This is a genomic window from Sandaracinobacter sp. T42 (assembly GCF_059115405.1).
Map to the genome: position 1 here is coordinate 2,141,204 of NZ_CM181101.1, position 19,403 is coordinate 2,160,606.

General features: G+C 66.1%; 17 protein-coding genes. 8 read left to right on the forward strand and 9 right to left on the reverse strand.

Going from position 1 to position 19,403, the window contains the following annotated elements:
- Window positions 1-2: 2 nt before the first annotated feature.
- Window positions 3-1,313 carry a polyhydroxyalkanoate depolymerase gene (locus ACW9TV_RS10435; protein WP_494303414.1) on the reverse strand — a complete coding sequence of 437 codons (1,311 nt, stop codon included), beginning with the start codon at window positions 1,311-1,313 and terminating at the stop codon, window positions 3-5.
- Between the two features lie 182 nt (window positions 1,314-1,495).
- Between ACW9TV_RS10435 and ACW9TV_RS10440 the strand changes: the two genes are divergently transcribed.
- On the forward strand, window positions 1,496-2,293 hold the full coding sequence (locus ACW9TV_RS10440; protein ID WP_494303415.1) for a 3-hydroxybutyrate dehydrogenase: 798 nt from the start codon (window positions 1,496-1,498) through the stop codon (window positions 2,291-2,293).
- A 7-nt stretch (window positions 2,294-2,300) separates the two neighbouring features.
- On the opposite strand, the gene ACW9TV_RS10445 is transcribed toward ACW9TV_RS10440, so the two are convergent.
- The gene (locus ACW9TV_RS10445) at window positions 2,301-3,503 is read right to left on the reverse strand and encodes a class I SAM-dependent methyltransferase (RefSeq protein ID WP_494303416.1); all 1,203 of its coding nucleotides are present in this window, start codon (window positions 3,501-3,503) and stop codon (window positions 2,301-2,303) included.
- A gap of 89 nt (window positions 3,504-3,592) precedes the next feature.
- Here ACW9TV_RS10445 and ACW9TV_RS10450 point away from each other — a divergent pair, with 89 nt between their 5' ends.
- Window positions 3,593-5,341: a gamma-glutamyltransferase family protein gene (locus tag ACW9TV_RS10450; RefSeq protein WP_494303417.1), complete on the forward strand. Its 1,749-nt coding sequence runs from the start codon at window positions 3,593-3,595 to the stop codon at window positions 5,339-5,341.
- A gap of 10 nt (window positions 5,342-5,351) precedes the next feature.
- Here ACW9TV_RS10450 and ACW9TV_RS10455 read toward each other — a convergent pair whose 3' ends face one another.
- Window positions 5,352-6,596 carry a DUF418 domain-containing protein gene (locus ACW9TV_RS10455; protein ID WP_494303418.1) on the reverse strand — a complete coding sequence of 415 codons (1,245 nt, stop codon included), beginning with the start codon at window positions 6,594-6,596 and terminating at the stop codon, window positions 5,352-5,354.
- Between the two features lie 119 nt (window positions 6,597-6,715).
- Between ACW9TV_RS10455 and ACW9TV_RS10460 the strand changes: the two genes are divergently transcribed.
- Together ACW9TV_RS10460 and ACW9TV_RS10465 are read left to right on the forward strand one after the other, a co-directional pair.
- On the forward strand, window positions 6,716-7,273 hold the full coding sequence (locus ACW9TV_RS10460; protein ID WP_494303419.1) for a class I SAM-dependent methyltransferase: 558 nt from the start codon (window positions 6,716-6,718) through the stop codon (window positions 7,271-7,273).
- A gap of 79 nt (window positions 7,274-7,352) precedes the next feature.
- Window positions 7,353-7,496, forward strand: coding sequence for a hypothetical protein (locus ACW9TV_RS10465; protein WP_494303420.1), 144 nt, complete (start codon window positions 7,353-7,355; stop codon window positions 7,494-7,496).
- A gap of 12 nt (window positions 7,497-7,508) precedes the next feature.
- On the opposite strand, the gene ACW9TV_RS10470 is transcribed toward ACW9TV_RS10465, so the two are convergent.
- The 6 genes from ACW9TV_RS10470 to ACW9TV_RS10495 all read right to left on the reverse strand — a co-directional run bounded on the left by ACW9TV_RS10470 (window position 7,509) and on the right by ACW9TV_RS10495 (window position 15,668).
- A complete protein-coding gene (locus ACW9TV_RS10470) occupies window positions 7,509-10,280 on the reverse strand; it encodes a TonB-dependent receptor (protein ID WP_494303421.1) in 2,772 nt (923 codons plus the stop codon).
- 215 nt (window positions 10,281-10,495) lie between these two features.
- Complete coding sequence (locus ACW9TV_RS10475) at window positions 10,496-10,864, reverse strand: EthD domain-containing protein (protein ID WP_494303422.1); 369 nt, start codon at window positions 10,862-10,864, stop codon at window positions 10,496-10,498.
- A complete protein-coding gene (locus ACW9TV_RS10480) occupies window positions 10,861-12,588 on the reverse strand; it encodes an N-acyl-D-amino-acid deacylase family protein (protein ID WP_494303423.1) in 1,728 nt (575 codons plus the stop codon). Before ACW9TV_RS10480 ends, ACW9TV_RS10475 begins: the two co-directional genes overlap by 4 nt.
- Window positions 12,589-12,704: 116 nt before the next feature.
- Window positions 12,705-13,241: a DsrE family protein gene (locus ACW9TV_RS10485; RefSeq protein ID WP_494303424.1), complete on the reverse strand. Its 537-nt coding sequence runs from the start codon at window positions 13,239-13,241 to the stop codon at window positions 12,705-12,707.
- Between the two features lie 32 nt (window positions 13,242-13,273).
- Window positions 13,274-13,915, reverse strand: a complete 642-nt coding sequence (locus tag ACW9TV_RS10490; protein WP_494303425.1) for a TetR/AcrR family transcriptional regulator — start codon at window positions 13,913-13,915, stop codon at window positions 13,274-13,276.
- Window positions 13,916-13,919: 4 nt separating this feature from the next.
- A complete protein-coding gene (locus ACW9TV_RS10495; RefSeq protein WP_494303426.1) occupies window positions 13,920-15,668 on the reverse strand; it encodes a thiamine pyrophosphate-binding protein in 1,749 nt (582 codons plus the stop codon).
- 99 nt (window positions 15,669-15,767) lie between these two features.
- Here ACW9TV_RS10495 and budC point away from each other — a divergent pair, with 99 nt between their 5' ends.
- The 4 genes from budC to chrA all read left to right on the forward strand — a co-directional run bounded on the left by budC (window position 15,768) and on the right by chrA (window position 19,354).
- A complete protein-coding gene (gene budC, locus ACW9TV_RS10500) occupies window positions 15,768-16,559 on the forward strand; it encodes a meso-2,3-butanediol dehydrogenase (protein WP_494303427.1) in 792 nt (263 codons plus the stop codon).
- Window positions 16,560-16,580: 21 nt separating this feature from the next.
- Entirely contained in the window at window positions 16,581-17,660 is a 1,080-nt protein-coding gene (locus tag ACW9TV_RS10505) for a zinc-binding dehydrogenase (protein ID WP_494303428.1), read from the forward strand.
- 151 nt (window positions 17,661-17,811) lie between these two features.
- The gene (locus tag ACW9TV_RS10510) at window positions 17,812-18,156 is read left to right on the forward strand and encodes a rhodanese-like domain-containing protein (protein ID WP_494303429.1); all 345 of its coding nucleotides are present in this window, start codon (window positions 17,812-17,814) and stop codon (window positions 18,154-18,156) included.
- Window positions 18,140-19,354: a chromate efflux transporter gene (gene chrA, locus ACW9TV_RS10515; protein WP_494303430.1), complete on the forward strand. Its 1,215-nt coding sequence runs from the start codon at window positions 18,140-18,142 to the stop codon at window positions 19,352-19,354. Before ACW9TV_RS10510 ends, chrA begins: the two co-directional genes overlap by 17 nt.
- Window positions 19,355-19,403: the final 49 nt, after the last annotated feature.

Consider the following 19,403-nt stretch of genomic DNA (forward strand, 5'->3'; position numbering starts at 1 on the left):
ACTCAGGCGAAGTCGACTCCCTCGGGCGCGTCCATGTCCACATGCGGCTGGTGGCGGCCCTGGCCGTGCAGCGGCGCATCCGGGCAGGTGCTGCGGATGAACTGCTCGACCTGCGGCGCGATCACTTCCCGCCATTTGCGGCCATTGAAGATGCCGTAGTGGCCGACGCCGGGCACCATGAAATAACGCTTGCGATCGTCCGCCAGGTTCACCGCGAGATCGAGGCCGGCCTTCGTCTGGCCGAGGCCGGAGATATCGTCGCGCTCTCCTTCGATCGCGAAGATGGAGACATCGGTGATTGCCGCCGGATCGACCGGGGTTTCGCGATGGGTCATGATCCCGCGCGGCAGATGATGGTTCTGGAACACGACATCGATCGTCTGCAGGTAGAATTCCGCCGTCATGTCGCAGACGGAACGGTATTCCTCGTAGAAGGTTTTGGCGGCGTCGGCGGATTCGCCATCGCCCTTGATCAAATGCTTGAACATTTCCCAGTGGGAAATCATGTGATTGCCAAGGTTCATTGACATGAATCCCGCCAATTGCAGGAAACCGGGATAGACCTTGCGGCCGGCGCCGGGATACAGCGCCGGAACCGTTGCGATCACGCTGTTCTCGAACCAGGCGAACGGACGCTCCATCGCCAGCTGGTTCACGGCCGTGGGAGCGCGGCGGGTATCGACGGGGCCGCCCATCATGGTGAGGGTGCAGGGCAGTGCCGGATGCTTCGCCGCAGACATCAGCGCAACGGCGGCATAGACCGGCACCGACGGCTGACAGACAGCGAGCAGGTGTGCGCGCGGCGATCCGGGCGGCGTGATGGCCGACAGCCAGTCGATCACATAATCGACATAGTCATCGAGATCGAAGCGCCCGGCCGACAGCGGGGCCATCTTCGCGTCGCGCCAGTCCGTGATGTAGACATCATGGCTGGGCAGCATCCGTTCCACCGTTCCCCTGAGCAGGGTCGCGTAATGGCCCGACATCGGGGCGACGATCAGCAGTTTCGGATCATCGGGCGAAGCGCCGATCCGTTCGAACCGCTTCAACTGGCCGAAGGGCTTGCGATCCACGACCACCTCGATCACCGGAACCGGCCGGCCATCGACGAGGGTGGAGGCAAAGCCGAATTCCGGCTTTCCGCGCGGGGCGGCGGCATGGGCGAACACGTCCAGCGCGGCGGCTGCGACCTCGCCCGCCCCGGTGTAGGCGAAGGGATTTGCGGGATTTCCCCACCAGTCCGCCCCGATTCGTGCGGCGGTGCTTGCGCCGGTCAGCCAGGTGCGGCCCAGTTCATACGCATCGTAGAGCATGTTCAACCTCTTCGCCCGGTTCGGCTTTTTACCTGTTCTGCTGCGGCGCACAGACATAAAAATGTCATGCCAGCCTGCAGCAGCTAGTCGTTGCCACAAGGCGAGGCTAGACCCGGGCGGCGCCTGGCGCACATGTTTTTTTCGCAGTGCAGCAAGATTAACGACGAAGAGGAGAGTCACGCATGGCTGGTGAGACCCTGGGTTCGAGGCCGCTTGCCGGCCGCAAGGCGGGCGTCACCGGTTCCACCAGCGGCATCGGCCTTGCCATCGCCGAGGCCCTTGCCCGTGCCGGCGCGGATGTGGCGCTGAACGGATTCGGCGATCAGGCCCCTGCCCTCGCCCAGGTTGGCGCGCATGGAACGAAGGTGGTTTTCGTGGGCGCGGACCTGTCGAAGGGGGCCGACAGCCAGAAATGGGTGGCCGACGTACAGGCCGCGCTCGGCGGGCTGGACATCCTGGTGAACAACGCCGGAATCCAGCATGTGGCGCCAGTCGACGCGTTTCCCGAAGACAAGTGGGACGCCATCCTGGCGATCAATCTTTCCAGCAATTTCCACACGATGAAGGCCGCGATTCCGGCCATGAAGGCGCAGAACTGGGGGCGGATCGTGAACATCGCCTCTGCCCACGGCCTGGTCGCCTCCCCTTACAAGAGCGCCTATGTGGCCGCGAAGCACGGCGTGCTGGGGCTGACGAAATCCGCCGCACTTGAACTGGCCGAAACGATGGTGACGGTGAACAGCGTCTGCCCCGGATTCGTGGACACGCCGCTGGTGCGCGGGCAGATCGCGGATCAGGCGCGGGTGAACAACATGAGCGAAGAGCAGGTGGTGAAGCAGATCATCCTGGCGTCACAGCCGACGAAGCGCTTCGTCACGGCGGACCAGGTCGCGGAGATGGTGCTCTTCCTCTGTTCGGATGCGGCGAGCGGGATCACCGGCAGCAGTTTCAGCGTGGATGGAGGCTGGACGGCCCGCTGAGGGCCGCTCAGCGATACAGATAATCCCGGGTGACGGGCACGGCATCGCGCTTGCGGGACAGCTGGATCTGCCAGACGACATGATCGTCATGTCGGAAGGCCATGATGGCGCCTGACAGATAGAATTCCCACATGCGGAAGAAGCGCTCGTCATAGAGGGCGACGATGTCGGCTTTCCGGTCCCGGCACCGCTTGAGCCAGTGTTCCAGTGTCCAGGCGTAATGCAGGCGCCAGACCTCCACATCGGCCGGCCAGAGGTATGCACGCTCGATATGACGGGCGAGTTCCGAATAGGCGGGCGTGTAGCCGCCGGGAAAGATGTACTTCGCCGTCCAGGGATCGGTGCTGCCCGGGCCGCCCGCCCGGCCGATGCTGTGGAGGAGGGCCACGCCGTCCTCTGTCAGCAATGAGGCCAGTTTTTGAAAGAAGGTGCTGTAGTTCGGGCGCCCCACATGTTCGAACATGCCGACCGAGACAATGCGGTCGAACGTCCCTTTCACGTCCCGGTAGTCCATCAGTTCGTAGCGGACCTTGCCGTCAATCCCCAGCTCCCGGGCGCGGGCTCGGGCATGTTGCAACTGCTCCTGCGAGAGCGTCACGCCCAGAACCTCTGCGCCGGACACGCGGTGGATGTGGCGCGCCATGCCGCCCCATCCGCAGCCGATGTCCAGCACCCGCATGCCGGGCTTCAGGCAGAGCTTCTTCGTGATGTGGTCGAGCTTGTCGATCTGGGCCTGTTCCAGGCTGGATTGCGGCCCCTGGTTGCCTTCACGGAAATAGCCGCAGCTGTATTGCCGTTCGGGATCGAGAAAGAGATCGTAGAGCCTGTCGGAAAGGTCGTAATGATGGGCGACATTGCGCCGGGAACGACTGCGGGCGTTCAATTCATCCCATTTGGCGGCGATCCGCTGCTGGCCCCACATGGCGATGCGCAACGCATTCGCGCGATCCCACCGGAGGTTGGCGGACACGAGATCGAGCAGATCGAGGATGTTCCCGCTTTCGACAAGCAGGCGACCATCCATGAAGGCCTCCCCGGTCGCGAGCGGCGGGTTTCGCGCGATACGGCCGGCCGTAGCGGTATCCGTGAGGCGAACCCGGACGGGTTCGGCCTGGGGGTCCCCATAGCGCCGGACCTTCCCGTCGGCTGTGGTGAGTTCGAGCGCGCCGCTTGTGACGGCACGTTTCAGAAGCCGATCCAGAAGCCACATGCAGACATACTGACCCACGCAGGGCCGAATTAGCAAGCCTTGGCGCGGCGCGCGCAACCTGCTTCAAGAGCGATGAGGAGACCCTGCCGATGACATTCCGCCTTGCCCTGCTTGCGACCGCGATCCTGCTGGCGACAACCCCCGCGCAAGGGGGGGACCGGCGCGGCGACCCCGGATTCCAGGGGAGATCCCCGGTGATCGCCGCAAATGGCATGGCGGCGACTGCGCATCCCTTTGCCTCTCAGGCGGCGGTGGAAATTCTGGCTGCGGGCGGATCGGCCGTCGACGCGGCGATCGCGGCCAATGCCGTGCTGGGGCTGGTGGAGCCGACGGGCAACGGCATCGGGGGCGACCTGTTCGCGTTGGTGTATGACCCGGCAACGAAGCAGGTGGTCGGGCTGGATGCGTCCGGCGCAGCGCCGCTGAAGCTGGACGTGAAGGCACTGACCGTGCGCGCGAAGGCGGCCGGCGGGCTGGACCGGGGCATGGATTCCGTGACGACACCCGGCACCGTTGCCGGGTGGGAAGCGCTCCACAAGCGCTATGGCAAGTTGCCGATGTCTGCGGTGCTGGCGCCGGCGATCCGCCATGCGAAGCAGGGATTCCCGGTATCGCCGGTGATCGCGCGGGGATGGACCGCGAACCTGAACAGCTTCCAGCGGGCAGGCGCCGCCATCCAGGGCGAACAGTGGAAGGCGCTGTATGCGCCGACGGGCACGGCCCCGGCACAGGGGCAGGTCTTTACCAATCCCGACCTGGCGGCGACGCTGGAACTGATCGCGTCAGGCGGGGCGGATGCCTTTTACAAGGGCGCCTTCGCGGCCGATTATGAACGGCATTTCAAGGCGTTCGGGCGACCACATTCGGCGGCGGATCTTGCGGCGATGAAGGCCGAATGGGTAACGCCGATCTCAGCGCCCTATCGCGACGTGACGCTGTGGCAGATCCCGCCGGCGACGCAGGGCCTGACAACCCTGCAGATGGCGCGGATCGTGGAGCGGTTCCCGATGGCGACGCTGAGCGAGGCGGAACGCATCCATGTGATCACCGAGGCGAAAAAGCTGGCCTTCGCGGATCGGGCCAGCTTCATCGCCGATCCCCGGATGGTGAAGCTGCCGGTGAAGGCGCTGCTGGCAGATGACTATATTGCAAGGCGCGCGGCGCTGATCCGGATGGACAGGGTGCTGCCCGCCGATGTGCCGGCCGGCGATCCCGAAGGCGAGAAAAGCGACACCACCTATCTGGCGACGGCCGATTCCAGCGGCATGATGGTCAGCCTGATCCAGTCCAACTATGCGGGCATGGGATCCGGGGTGGTCGTGCCGCGCAGCACCCCAGTGGCGGGCGGGCGTGGAACATGGGGCTTCATGCTGCAGAACCGGGGGGCACAGTTTTCGCTGGATCCGAAGGCGCGCAATGTCGCTGCGCCGGGCAAGCGGCCCTTCCACACCATCATTCCGGGAATGCTGACAAAGGCGGGCGAGCCGCTGCTGGCCTTTGGCGTGATGGGCGGAACCATGCAGCCCCAGGGGCAGGTTCAGGTGATGGTGAACCTGGTGGACCTGAAGATGAACCTTCAGGCGGCAGGGGATGCGCCGCGCCTGCGCCATCTGGGCAGCCCCGATCCGGGCGGCGACGGGCGGGAAAAGGAAGCGGGCCTGTTCCTGGAAAGCCAGATCGGGGCAGAAACACGTGCCGCGCTTGCCGCGAAGGGGCATGTGATCCTGGATGGCTATCAGGATGTCGGCGGTTATCAGGCGGTGATGTGGGATGCCGCGAACCGGGTGTGGTGGGGGGCCACGGAAATGCGCAAGGATGGGGTTGCACTGGGTTACTGAGCGGCTTTCATCAGGGGTAGGCGGGCGGCTTCATCGGCTGGCGCTGCCAGCGCGAGAGGCTGCGCCACAGCCATTCGAACGGACCATAGCGGAAATGTTCCAGCCAGGGCCGCGACCAGGCGAGTTGCAAAGCCCAGATGGCAAGGACGACACCCAGCACCTCAAGGCGGGACAGCCTGCCATAGAGGCCGAAACCGACACCCGTGAAGATGAGATTGCCCAGGATCGAAGCCGCCAGATAGTTGCTGAGCGCCATGCGCCCGCAGGCGGACAGGCGGCGGACAAGCCCCTGCAGCGCGCCGGATTTCACAAGCGCGATCAGGGCCGCCGCATAACCCAGCGCCACAAGGGGGGCCAGCAGCACGCGCGCGGCATCCGTGAAATAGAAGGCGACCGCCGAAAAGCCCGAGGCGTGGAAGCGCCACGCCAGCAGCGAGCCGGCGGCCCAGCCTGCGGGAATCAGGGTGGCCGCAACCCGGCGATAATGGGCTGACGGGAAGCCGCTCTGCCACCAGTTCAGCCGGTAGAGCCCCATGCCGATCAGCATCAGCCCCACGGCTTCGGCGAAGAACTGGAACGGCAGCAGGAAGAGACGCGCGAAGCGAACGGATTCGTGCCGGATGGCGAGGATATCGACAACGTCGCCGCGATACAGGGCCAGTTCGCGCGCAATGTCTTCCGGGGCGCTGTAGGTGGCGCCGCGCAGACTGTTCCACGCCTTGACGGCAGCCGGATCGGCGTTCGGCGCCAGGGCGGCCGCCTGGGCCGCCAAACCCTGCATCCCGAACATCAGGTTGATCGCGACCTGCAGGCCAAGTGCGATCACGCCACAGAGGAACAACCGCTGGGCCGGCTGGTTGTGCAGCGGCCAGATGGCGAGCCCAGCCAGCGCAAAGGGGAGCAGGATGTCGCCCGGCCAGAGGAGCGAGGCATGCACCATTCCGAACAGGAACAGCACCGCCATGCGCGCGACATGCCGGGGCGTCGCCCTTTCGGGTGGGCTGCCTTCCGCCATCAGCAGCAGGGATGCGCCGAACAGCATGGCGAACAGGGCACGCATCTTGCCGTCGACCGCGACATGGGCGACGGCCCAGAGTGCGATGTTCAGCGGATCCGCCCCGCCGGTGTACATCGGGTTCAGGTAGGCGGCGCCCGCAAAGGCCATGCCGATGATGTTCATGACAAGGATGCCGAGCACGGCGAAGCCGCGCACCGTATCGATCGAGGTTATCCGCCCGTCGCCCACAAAAAGCACATCGCATGACGCCTGCCGATTGGCTAGGGATCGGGCGGGAGGTACTTATGTTGGGCGGATGGTGGGACCGGCACATGGTGCCGAAGCTGATTGGTTTCTGCTGTTCACAGCCCCCTGTGATGAAGCGTCGCGCAGAGGTGGTGCCTCTGGCCAGCGGGGAGGTTCTGGAGCTGGGCGCGGGCGGCGGGGCCAACCTGGGCCTTTATGACCGCAGACGCGTGACGCATGTGACGGGAATCGACCCTTCGGACGGACTGATCGAGCTGGCGACAGCGCGGATGGCGGACGGCGATCGGGGCTTCTTCCATCTGGAAAAAGGCGTGGCGGAAGCGCTGCCGTTCAAGAATGGGCAGTTCGACACCGTGCTGTGCACCTTCACCCTGTGTTCGGTGCAGGATCCCGCGCGCGCGCTGGCCGAAGCGAAGCGTGTGCTGAAACCGGGTGGCCGGCTGCTGTTCCTGGAACATGGGCTTTCGCCCGATGCCGACGTGCGCAAATGGCAGCGGCGGATCGAGCCCGTTTGGAAACCGATCGCGGGGGGCTGCCACCTGACGCGCCCCGTGACGGACAGCGTGACGGCCGCCGGCTTCCGCGTGCCGGAACGGCATGGACGCTACATGGAGAAATCCCCCAGATTCGCGGCCTGGGTGGAATGGGGCGTGGGACTGGCGGACTGAAGCCGGGCTGAAGCCTGGCTATCGCCCCGCCAAGCGATGCTCGTTTGTGCGGGGCCGGTGCCCGCGGCAGGCTGCGGAAATGGACAAGGATCCTCGCTTCCAGCCCGCCGCCCCTGCGGAGCAGGCGCCCACGGACGAGGGCATCGGCCTGGACCGGATCGTGACCGCGATCGCCTTCGTGGCGACCGTGGTGCTGATCCTGCTATCCCCGCTTGGAAGCTGATCCGCCGGATTTTCAGAAGAACAGTTTGCGGATCGAAACCTCGACGCGGCGACCGACCGGATCGATCAGGTCCGGCTGATAGTTGACCGGCGTGTCGCCGGCGCGGCTGCGCACGTCGATCCGGTCGTCGAACAGATTGTCCACGCCGAACGAGATGCGAGTGCCGCGCAGCCAGGGCGCCTTGCGAACCAGATCGAAGCGCTGGCCCAGATCCGCCCACAGCCTGAGGTTGACGGTGGTGAGGCCGGAAAAGTGCAGATCCTCGTTGGCGGGGGCGCCGCCGGGATTCACCAGCACATCGGTTCCGCTTTGCCAGTTGGCGGATACACGGGCCCCCAGGCCATTCTTGTTGATCGCCGCGCGCGCCTCCAGCAAGTGGCGCGGAACGCCGCCGCTGCTGCCCGTCGCAGAGCCGTTGAGCAGGTCCAGTTCGGGCACACCGTCGCGGATCAGGATGGTGTCGGTGAAGCGCCAGGTGTGGAACAGGGACAGCTGGAACCGGCCCTCCCCCATGCCGCCGCCCATCATCGGACCGCGCGGGCCGCCGCCGGGGCCGGCCGGAGGGCCACCGGCTGGCGGCGCGCCCTGCGGTCGTTGCTGCATCCAGGCCGGGGCGCCGGGAATCGGCTTTCCGCTGGCCTGCGCCTCGGCGCGCTGCTTCTCGAACTCGGCGCGGCGGCGTTCCATCGCGGCGCGCTCCGATTTCGTCGGCTCCAGCCGTTCGGAGAAATTGAAGCCCCAACGGAGTTCCGACTTGTCGGAACGCTGGAAGTTCACGGGGCGGTTGTCGATCAGCAGCAGCTGGCCATCCGCATCCCGAAGGAAACGCTGCGGAAAGGCGGATTCGATTTCCGCTGTCGCCGTGGGGAAGCCGGAAATCGGCCCCGTGATCTTCGTGCGGACATAATCGGCCTGAAGGCTGAAATCCGTGTTCTTGATGGGGTTGATGCGTCCGCCAAGCTTCCAGACCTGCCGGCGATCCGCCGCAAGATCGGGATTGCCGCCGTCGATCCGGGTGATCTCCACCGTTTGTCCGGTGGCGTAATCGAAGACGCGGACATTGGGTGTCGTGACGAGCGGGTTGCCCAGTTGCTGGATGGAGGGCGCGCCGTCTTCCGAGGTGTAGGAAGCGATGAACTGGGCGATTTCCACCGGACGCCAGGTAAGGCCCCCGCCCCAGGTGATCAGGTTGCCGAAATCGGACAGCTGGTTGGTTTCGACATTGCCGTTGAGGCTGATGTCGCCCAGGAAGGCGCCGACATCCCGGCGGCGGCTGGTGAGCGGGACATCCACGCTCATCTGCGCGGTTCCCTCGGTCCGCTTCAGGCTCGTCGTCTGTTCCAGACCGCTTGTCCGGGTGAAGCTTTCCAGATCGCGATGATCAAGACCCAGCTTGAAGCTGGTGGAAAGGCCGCCCGCGGGCAGATCCAGGATGCGGTTGTTGGCGACGGCTTCGATCAGGCTGCGATCCGAGTTGGAGCCGGAACGATCCTGCCGCAGCGGGCCGTTGAGTGCGTTGACCGCGAAGGGGTTGAAGCTTGAATCCAGGGCATCGAGGCGAGCCTGGCTGTCCGAAAGATCCAGCGAACGGTCAGTCAGTGTACGGGATTCGTCATGGTCGTGACTGGCCGTGACGGACCAGCGCCACCCGTTCACATCGCCGTTGAAGGCGGCGGCAAGGCGGCCCGTCCAGCTGTCGGAATCGCGCACGAGCGGGCCGCGCACAGTGGTGTAGCCGACAAGTCGCGTATCGGCCACGAAGGGCGAATAGGGGTTTGCGGCGGGCAGCGTGACGTCGGTGGTCGGCAGGCCCAGGCGGCTTTCCGAACTTGCAGCGGTGACGCGCGCTGACAGCGTCATCTGCGTCTTTTCGCTCAGCGGACGGGTGATGCTGGCGCCACCGCTGACATCCGTCGTTTCGGGTAGCAGGGTGCGATATCGGCCGACATCCGTGCGGTTCGGGCTGTTTGCACCGGCTGAGAAATCGGCAAGCGAGGGGGCGGTGGCGGCGGCGGACGCGGGAACCGCCGCGACGGTAACCGTCTGCCCGGCGAGTGCGGACAGAGCCGAATCGATTTCCCCGCCATCGACTGTCGAGACGATGTTGCCGCCAAGGGCGAAGGGCAGCGAGGGCGCCGTTTGCCGGATGTTCCTGTCGCTTTCCAGCAGCGACGTCGCCCGATCCAGCGTGAAATCGAGCAGGATTCGATCATCATTGTTGATGCGCAGGATGGAGGTCTCGATCTCCAGATCGTGCCGCCCGCCCGCTGTGGGGGCGCCAATCTCGAAATCGCCCGTGGTTGCGCGGAAGCGGGGACGAAGCACGAAATTCACCACGCGCTGGTCGGCGCGATAGCCATAAGCGAGGGCCGTTTCCTCGGGCAGCACCTCGACGCGCAGGATGGCTTCGGGCGGCATCGAGCGGATTTCCTGGAAGCCCGATGTGCGCCGTCCGTTCAGCAACACGACGGGCATCCCCCCGCCACGTCCCCGCCCACTGCTGGTCTGCGGCGAAAGCTGGGTGAGCAGATCCGCCATGCTGGTGGCGCCATAGGCGCGGATGTCCGCCGGGTTCAGCACCAGTTCCGGCTGAACATCGGAAACGATGGAGCCGCGCGGACGGCCGGCGACGACGACGATATCCTCCCCCATGTCCGCCTCGGCGGGCGCGGCCGGGGCCGCCTGAGGTTCGGGCGCGGCGACTGCCGGCGCCTCCTGGGCGGCTGCGGAAGCGGAGATGGTGACAAGGGTGAGGGCGGCGCTTGCGGCCGTGGACTTGAACATGGACACACCGTGGTTACGCGGAAGGAGCCGCCGATCCCACGGCAATTGCCGGAGAAAAATGAACGGCGGATGTAGGGGTGACGAAAACCGGTTGATTTTCAGTCGGAATGTCCGGGCGAAGCCGGGCGAAACCGCTTGTCCATGATCCGGGCGGTCAGGCTGTCATGCCTGAAATTCGGATGTCGCAGGCCAGCTTCCGATAGCCGCAAACCGCCTCAGATGATCTGCCGCTCGGTCACGAAGAAGATGGGGGAACGCGGCAGGTCGATGAATTTGCGCTCATCCTCCAGCAGCAGCAGGCCTGCCGCCCTTCCCTCCTCCGTGCCGCCGGGGGCCATCAGGCCTTCGAGATCGTCCCACCAGAGTTCGGCGACGCCGTCATATTCGAGGCCCGCCGAACCCCGCGCCTGCGCGCCGAAGCTAAGCGCCGGATCGGACAGGCTGTGGGACTGGACATAACGGCGGATGTTGAGGACGCCGGCGACGGAGCGGACGAGCGGCGCGTGCACATCGAACCAGTAGCGCTGGAACGCCTCCCGGCTGAGGTGCGGCAGGCGGTGCAGGCAGAAACTGAGCTTGATCATCCATTCATCCCCTTCGGTGCGGGCTGCGCGCCCCTGACGAGGCGGCCCGGCAACGCGTCTGTTGCCTCGCCCCGCTCGAAGATCGGCACCCCGGATTTTACTGTTGCGACATAGCCGGTTGCGCCTTGCATCAGGCGGCGGGCGCCGGTGGGCAGATCATGCGCCATCCAGGGCTTGCCCAGCTGGAGATTGGGGAAATCGATGAGATTGAAGTCGGCGAGATAGCCGGGTGCGATCACGCCTCGGTCCTGAAAGCCCACAGCCCGTGCCGTTGCGCTGGTCTGCTGGCGGACGACCTCTTCCAGTTCCAGCCGGGGGCCGCGCGTTCGGTCCCGGCTCCAGTGCGTCAGCATGAAGGTGGGCAGGCTGACGTCGCAGATCGCCCCGACATGCGCGCCGCCATCCGACAGGCCCGGCAGGGTGTCGGGGTGAAGGATCATCTCGCGCACGGGTTCCAGGTTGCCGTCGGCATAATTGTGCATCGGGAAGAACAGGAAGGCGCGTCCGTCGTCTTCCAGCAGGGCGTCATAGACGAGATCGAGGATGGGGCGGCCGGTGGCCGCGGATTCCGCCGCAATGCTGGCTTCGGCGGGCGGTTCATAGTCGATCCGCGCACCGACGCGGAACATGCGATGCGGCATCGCCACGACCGAATTCACGAAAGGATGATCCGGCAGCGGATCCTCTGCCAGCAGACGGGCGCGGAAGCCCGGATCGCGCATCGCGGTAAGCTTTTCTGCCAGCGGCCTGTCCGTGATGGCTTTCCAGGATGGGCGACTGGCGAAGGGATTTACAGAGCCTTCGAGGCCGAGCAGCAGCCCGACAGGACGACCGGCGACCTGCGCCTTGATCGGATGGCCTGCGGCCACGCTCTGCGAAGTGCGCGCCAGCAGCATCCGCCACGACTGTGGCACGACATCGGCCTGCACGAGCGAGAAGCTGAGCGGGCGGCCGGACAGTCGCGTCATGTCCTCGATCAGGGCGAATTCGGCTTCGAAGTCGAGGAAGTCCGACACCCACTGGATCACGCCGGCGCCGGCATCCGCCAGGCCATGCGCAATGGCCTCCATTTCGGCGCGTGCCGCCCCGACCGTGGGCGTCAGATCACCGTCTGCCGTGCGATGCACCATGGTGCGGGTCGTGGAAAAACCGATGGCACCGGCGCGGATCGCTTCTGTGGTGAGGGCGCGCATGGCCGCACACTCCGCGTCAGTCGCGTCGGCGCGGGCGGCGCCGCGTTCCCCCATAACATAGACCCTCAGCGCGCCATGCGGCAGCTGGACAGCAACGTCGATGTCGTGGGGGCGGCTGTCCACCGCGTCCATATACTGGGCGAAGCTTTCCCATTCCCACGAAAGGCCTTCGTGAAGCGCCGCGCCGGGGATGTCCTCCACCCCCTCCATCAGGCGGATCAACGTGTCGTGATCAGATGGACGGACAGGCGCGAAACCGACGCCGCAGTTGCCGGTGACAACCGTGGTTGCGCCCAGCGACGAGGACGGATCGACCCGCGACGACCAGCTGATCTGACCATCGTAATGGGTGTGGATATCGACCCAGCCCGGGGTCAGCAGCAAGCCGTCGGCGTCAATCTCCCGCCGGGCGGGGCCGGTGACGCGGCCGACATCCGTGATGCGGTCGCCCTTCATCGCCACGTCCGCCGAGAAGCGCGGACGCCCCGTGCCATCAACGACGGTCGCGCCCCGGATCACCAGATCATGCATCGGCCAAATCCTCTCCCGACAATCAGGTTAGCGCGGGATCGGGCGAAGCGGGACTATCGAAGTCGGGGGAGCGGCACGGCCCGGACGAAAGGGATGACGGGCGGAGGGCTTGCCGGTCAGAAGGGATTCAGGGTGTAGCCCTGCTGCTGCAACTGGGCGTGCGAGGTCATCGCCGACAGTGAAACCTCGACACCGGGCAGCAGTTCTGCGGGGTCGAATTCATAGGCCGCCAGGCTCTGCCCGCACAGGATGATGCGGACATTGTGCTTCAACAACTGTCCGACGGCCTCTGCGCTGCCGTTCGCCGCCCCCTTGTGCCGTGCGGCATGGGCGGATGCGTTCAGCAGATCGTTCGCGGCCGGACCATGAACGACGAGGGCAAGGCGGATGTTCTCCGGCTTCACCCCGCTCGCCACCGCCATGTTGATGAATCGGGCCGCACTGTTGAAGCCGCGATTGATCTTGCCGGGTTCCGCCCGTTCGCTGATGTCGAACGCGATCGAGAAGCGGCTCTCAGGGCCCAGCCGGCTGTTGTTCGGAACCGTCGCGATCAGGCCGAAATCCCGGAACACGGGCCCCGGCTTGAAATTGGCATTCTGGGCAGCGGCCCCCGAACCGGCAAGCAACAGGCCAAGGAAGAGAATATTGCGCATAGCAGGCATCCGGAGCGGTCCTTCTTGCCGGGTCAGCCCCCGATTTGACAGGTCGCCCGGGCCTTCGCAACCGTCACGGGCAGCAACGGCTCTATAGCCAGCCCGGCAAACAGCAGCCGCACCGACAGCGCCATTTCGGCGGCGAACTGGCTGCAGGTCCATTGTTCGGCCAGCCAGGCCTCCGTCACGCCCCCGATGCTGCGCAGCAGGACATCGGTGAGGGCATCCGGGGCTGCAAGCGGCCTGAGCTCGCCGGAGGCGAAGGCTGCCTGCACCATCTGCCGCCAGAGATGCCGGCCTTCCTGCTGCATCAGGGTGCGCAGTTCGCCGCCCTCCGCCCCGCCCGCCGACAGGTAGAGGCCGCGATAGAAGGCCTGATCCGCGCAATAATGATCCACGACGGCGTCGGCCGCCGCCAGAAGGCGCGGCAGCGGCGCAAGCGGCGGCAGCGCCGCGAGCCGGTCGACGAACGAGCGGAACTCGTCCGCCACGATGAGGCGGAGCAGATCGGACTTCGAGCCGAGCAGATTGTAGGGCGTCGCCGGGCTGACCCCGGCCCTTTCCGCAAGCTGCAGCATCGAAAAGCCGGTGCCGCCGTTTTCGCGGATGAGGCAGGCGGCCGTATCCACCAGATGACGGCGGCGGGCTTCGCGGGTTTCAGCGGACAGGGCCATCGCGTCAGGCCGGGATGTTTTCGTAATAGGGGATCATCACATCGGTGCTGCCTTCCTCCACCTGCCCCAGCATGGAGACGGTGACAGGGTGAACGACGGCCGGATCCGTCATGATCTCCAGCAGCGCGGGGCGATTGGCGGCCAGTGCGCGTTCCATGGCAGGCGCGATCTCGGCAAAGCGCGTCACCCGTTCGGCGTGGCAACCGAAGGCGGAGGCGATGTCGGCATAATGGGCGCCGCCCAGCCGGGTGATGACACTGTAATTGCTGCCGAACATCATCTGCTGGCCATGGATGGACATGCCCCAGACCTGATTGTTGAGGACAATGGTGACAATGGGCAGTCCGTGGCGGATCATCGTATCCAATTCCTGAATATGGAACCCGAACGCGCCATCGCCCGTCATGTGGATGACCCGGCGGCCGGGGTGCGCGGCCTGGAGGCCGATGGCGAAGCCCGGGCCGATGCCGAGGCAGCCGAGATAACCGTGGCTGACGATACGACCGGGCGCGTCGACCTGCGCGACATCCGTTCCCCAGGAAGCTGCCTCTCCACCGTCGAACGCATAGGCGGCATCCGGCCCTGCCGCCTGCATCACCGCGAGCGCGGCGTGATAGGGATGGATGGCGTCAGGCGTTTCAGTTTCCGGGAAGGCGGCCGCCATTGCGCCTCGGACGGAGGTGGCAGCTGCCCGCCATGCGGCCAGATCCGGCACGTCCGCACCCAGCAGGGCATCCAGGGCCCGAACCGCCTCTGCCGTGTCTGCGGCGATCCCCAGATCGACATCGCGGATTCGCCCGAGTTCGGCCGCGTCGCTGTGGATCTGCACGAGTCGGGCGGAATCGGGCACGACGAGGCCTGACCGCCCGCCCAGCATCAGCCCCATCTTCGCGCCGAGCAGGATGACGAGATCGGGCTGTTCGATGCCCAGCAGCGGGAATGCGCCGATGCCGCCTGGCGCGCCGCCATCCGACGGGTGACCGGGGGGCAGCAGGCCGGACGCCTGCGGCTTGGCGAAAACGGGAATGGCGAGGCGGGCTGCCAGCGCGCGAACGGCCTCCGCCGTGCGGGCGTTCGCCGCCTCCAGCCCGGCGATCAGCACGGGCCTTTGCGCGCTCCGCACAAGATCCGCGAGGCGGGCAGCCTCGTCCGGCGCCGGGGCGGCATGGGGGCGGACATTGACGCCGGCCGGCGGGGTTGCGCGGGCTTCGGCCACGCTCATGTGCAGCACATCGATCGGCAGTTCGAGGACGACGGGGCCACAGGGCGCCGTCATCGCCTTGCGGATGGCCAGCGCTGCCAGATCCGGGATTCGTTCGGTGGCGGCAATGGAGAGCGCCCACTTGGCAAGCGGGCGAGCGGCTGCGATCTGGTCGATGCCGCCCTGCAGCGGGTTGGTTTCCTGCTCCCTGAGCGGCGGTGCCCCGATGATCACCAGAAGGGGTGTGCCATCGAGCCGGGCGTTGGCAATGGCCGACATGGCATTGGTGAGGCCCGGCCCGGCCGTGACGATGGCAACGCCAAGCTTGCCCGTTGTTCGTGCATAGGCGTCTGCGGCATGGCCGGCGGCAGATTCGTGCCGGCAATCCAGCAGGCGGATGCCTTGTTCGACACAGCCCTTGAACAAGGCCTCCAGATGGCCGCCGTGCAGCACGAAGGCGGTGTCCACCCCGCCGGCCGCCAGCGTGGCGGCGAGCAGGTCTCCGCCGGTTTTCCGGTTGCTGGTCCCAGCAGTGTCTTTCGGATTGTTCATGTCGCCACCCCTTCGGGCCTTGTGAGTGCTTGTGCCTGCGTATCAATCAAATTATAGTGCACTATAATAATGAGCGGCAATCCGGGGAAGGGCCAATCAATGGCGAGGGATTTGCGTTTCGAAGGCAAGGTGGCCGTCATCACTGGCGGTGCATCGGGAATCGGGGCTGCGACCGCCCTATTGCTGCATTCGGAAGGTGCGTCGGTTGTCATCGCGGACCTGCCGGGTGAAGCGGGCAACAGGCTGGTGGCGAAGCTGGGCGAGCGGGCGATCTTCGTGCCGACGGACGTGTCGAGCTGGGAGGCCGTCGATGCGCTGATCAAGGCGGCTGTTGCGCGCTTCGGGCGGCTGGATATCCTGTTCAACAATGCCGGGATCGGCAGCTTCGGCGCGACACCCGATCTGCCGGTGGAGGACTGGCGGCGGGTGATCGCCATCGACCTGGACGCCGTTTTCTATGGCTGCAAGGCGGCGATCCCGGCGATGCGCGCGACCGGCGGCGGTGTGATCGTGAACACGGCATCCGCATCGGGCATGGCGGCGGATTATCATTTCGCGGCCTATAATGCGGCGAAGGCCGGCGTGATCAACTACACGCGGGCGGTCGCGATCGACCATGCGCGGGAAGGTATCCGCTGCAACGCCGTGTGCCCCGGTCCTGTGGAGACCCCGATCCTTTCGGGCATATCCGCCATCCCTGAAATCCGCGCGGCCTGGAACGAGGTTGTGCCGATGGGGCGCTTCGCAAGGCCGGAAGAGATCGCCGAGGTGGTCGCATTCCTCGCCTCTGACGCAGCATCCTATCTGACCGGCGCTGCGATCCCGGTGGATGGCGGGCTGACGGCGCATACCGGCCAGCCCAATCTTCCGAAGCTGATGCCGGCGGCCTGATGAACACCGGGGAGGGATGAGATGAAGGCAATCGTGCGCCGGGATCGCCGGCTGGTGAACGAGGAAATCGCGGAGCTGGCGCCAGGCCCCGGCCAGGTGCTGGTGAAGACATTGGTGTGCGGTATCTGCGGCTCTGACCTGCATGCGCTGCATCACCTTGAGCATATGGTGGAAACCAACCGGCGTTCGGGCGCGGCCGACACGCTGGATCCATCCGCCGACATCGTGTTCGGGCATGAGTTTTCGGCCGAGATCCTGGATCATGGGCCCGATACGGCGCGGACGCTGAAACCGGGAACGCGGGTTGTTTCCGTGCCGATGACGCTGGGACCGGCCGGCGTGGAACTGGTCGGCTATTCCAACAGGTTCCCGGGCGGCTTTGCGGAACGGATGCTGTTGCAGGAAGCAATGCTGATGCCGGTGCCCAACGGGCTGTCCGCAGAAGCGGCCGCCCTGGTGGAGCCGATGGCGGTGGGTGAGCATGCTGTCGGCAAGGCCAGCCCCGGCAAGGCCAGCGTCTGCCTTGTGGTGGGTTGCGGACCAGTGGGGCTTGCGGTGATCGCTGCGCTGAAAGCGCGCGGGCTGGGGCCGGTGATCGCCAGCGACTATTCGGCTTCGCGTCGGCGCATGGCCGAGGTGATGGGGGCGGATATCGTGGTGGATCCGGCCGAGACTTCACCCCATGCGCACTGGGAAGCATTCGACGTGCCCGCCACGCTGGCGAGTTTCGGCGCGGCCCGGCTGATGGGGCGATCCATGCGGGACGCCATCGTGTTCGAGTGCGTGGGCGTGCCGGGACTGATCCAGTCGCTGATGGAGGCCGTGCCGCCGACGGCCCGCATCGTCGTGGTGGGGGTGTGCATGGAAGAGGACCGGATCACGCCGGTGCTGGCCATCAACAAGCAGCTGAGCCTGGATTTCGTGTTCGCCTACAGCCCGGAGGAGTTCGCGGCCACGCTGCATCGCGTAGCGGACGGCACAATCGACGTGGCACCCCTGATATCCGGCGTCGTCGGCCGGTCCGGCGTGGCCGGCGCGTTCGAGGCACTGGGCACGCCCGGCGGGCCGGTAAAACTGCTTGTCGACCCCTCGCGCGAGTGAGCGGTGTGCACTGGAAATTGACCCATCCGGGAATGCCGGATCGTGTCGTTGACAAGCGGTGTCCCTCCGGTAATTTCAAGATATGGGGATTGCGATCTCCCCATGAGGCTTTTTGCTGAAGTATCGTGTCCGGACCTGAACGGGGACACGCATGCCTGCACTGAATTTCATTTCCGCAGACAAGCTGAAGCGACTGATCGGTCGCCCCCCGGGGCTGCTGTTGCCTGCCCCGGTTGCCTGGCCGTTCGGGCATGGCCCCATGCCGCCGATTCCAGCGGGGCGCGGCATTGTCGTCGCCTGCGAGGGTGGCCGTGCCCAGAGTCATGGCGTGGCCGCCCTGCTGCGGCAGGGGGGCGTGGTCGCCGAATTGCTGGCGGGCGGGGTTGCGGGCTGGGCGGAGGCGGGTTTTCCGCTTGTGCCGGCCGACGCACTGCCGTGGCGGGATGCATCCGGACGTACGCTGTGGGTATGGTGCCGCAATGAACCAGCCGCCTGAGGCGCGCGTTCTCGCACCTGATCCGATGCCCCCGGAAATGAGTTATCCGGCGCTGTTCTGGCGTTTTCTGAAGTTCGGGGCGATGGCGTTCGGCGGGCCTGTGGCGCAAATCGCGATGATCCGGCACGAACTGGTGGACGAGGAGAAATGGATCTCCGGCAGCCATTTCAACAAGTTGATGGCCGTGATGCAGGTTCTGCCCGGGCCGGAGGCGCACGAGCTGTGCGTGCATCTGGGCATCCGCGCAAAGGGCCGGCTGGGCGGTGTGCTGGCCGGGCTGGGCTTCATGCTGCCCGGCCTGATGCTGATGCTGGCGCTTGCATGGGCCTACACGCGCTTCCCTGTCGAGGGCACCATGATGGGCGCACTGTTCCTTGGGGTGCAGGCGGCAGTCATCGCGCTCATCTTCCGGGCGGTTCATCGCATCGGCGCGCATGTGCTGGCAGACCGCTGGCTGTGGCTGACCGCCATTCTGGCCGCCGCCGCCTCCCTTGCCGGGGCCAGCTTCTGGATCGTGCTGCCGGCAGCCGGAATCGCCTATGCCTTCGCTTCCACCGGCCGGCTGTGGCAGGCGGGGCTGGTGGTGACGCTGGCGGCGGCGCTTGCCACCGCCTTTCTGCTGGGAACGGCGGAAGCCATTCAGGCAAGAGTGGCCGCCGCCGCCCCGACACCACTGGCGCTGTTCTGGTCTGGCCTGAAAGGCGGCCTCCTGACGTTTGGCGGCGCCTACACGGCCATCCCGTTCATCCGCAACGACACCGTCGGCCGGGGCTGGATGACCGACGCCCAGTTCCTTGACGGGCTTGGGCTATCCGGAATTCTGCCGGCGCCACTGGTGATTTTCGCCACCTTCGTCGGCTTCGTCAGCGGCGGCTTCCCGGGTGCGCTTGCCATCACCGCGGGCATGTTCCTGCCGGCCTTCGCCTTCTCGCTGCTCTTTTATGAACGGCTGGAGGCCATGGTGGAGGACAGCCGCCTGCAGCATTTTCTGGCGGGTGTGGCGGCCGGCGTTGTGGGGCTTATCGCAGTCACCCTCATCAGCCTGGGCCGATCCGCGGCGGATGCCAGCAGCAACCTCTGGATCAGCCTTGCGATCCTCGCGGCGTCGCTGCTGCTGCTGTATCGCTGGAAGCATCGGATGGCGCCTCTGGCCGTTGTCGGGCTTGGCGCGGCGATTGGCCTTGCGATCCTGAGATGAGGGCGGCGAAGATGCCTGACTCCTCCGCCAAGGATGATGATCCGACGCC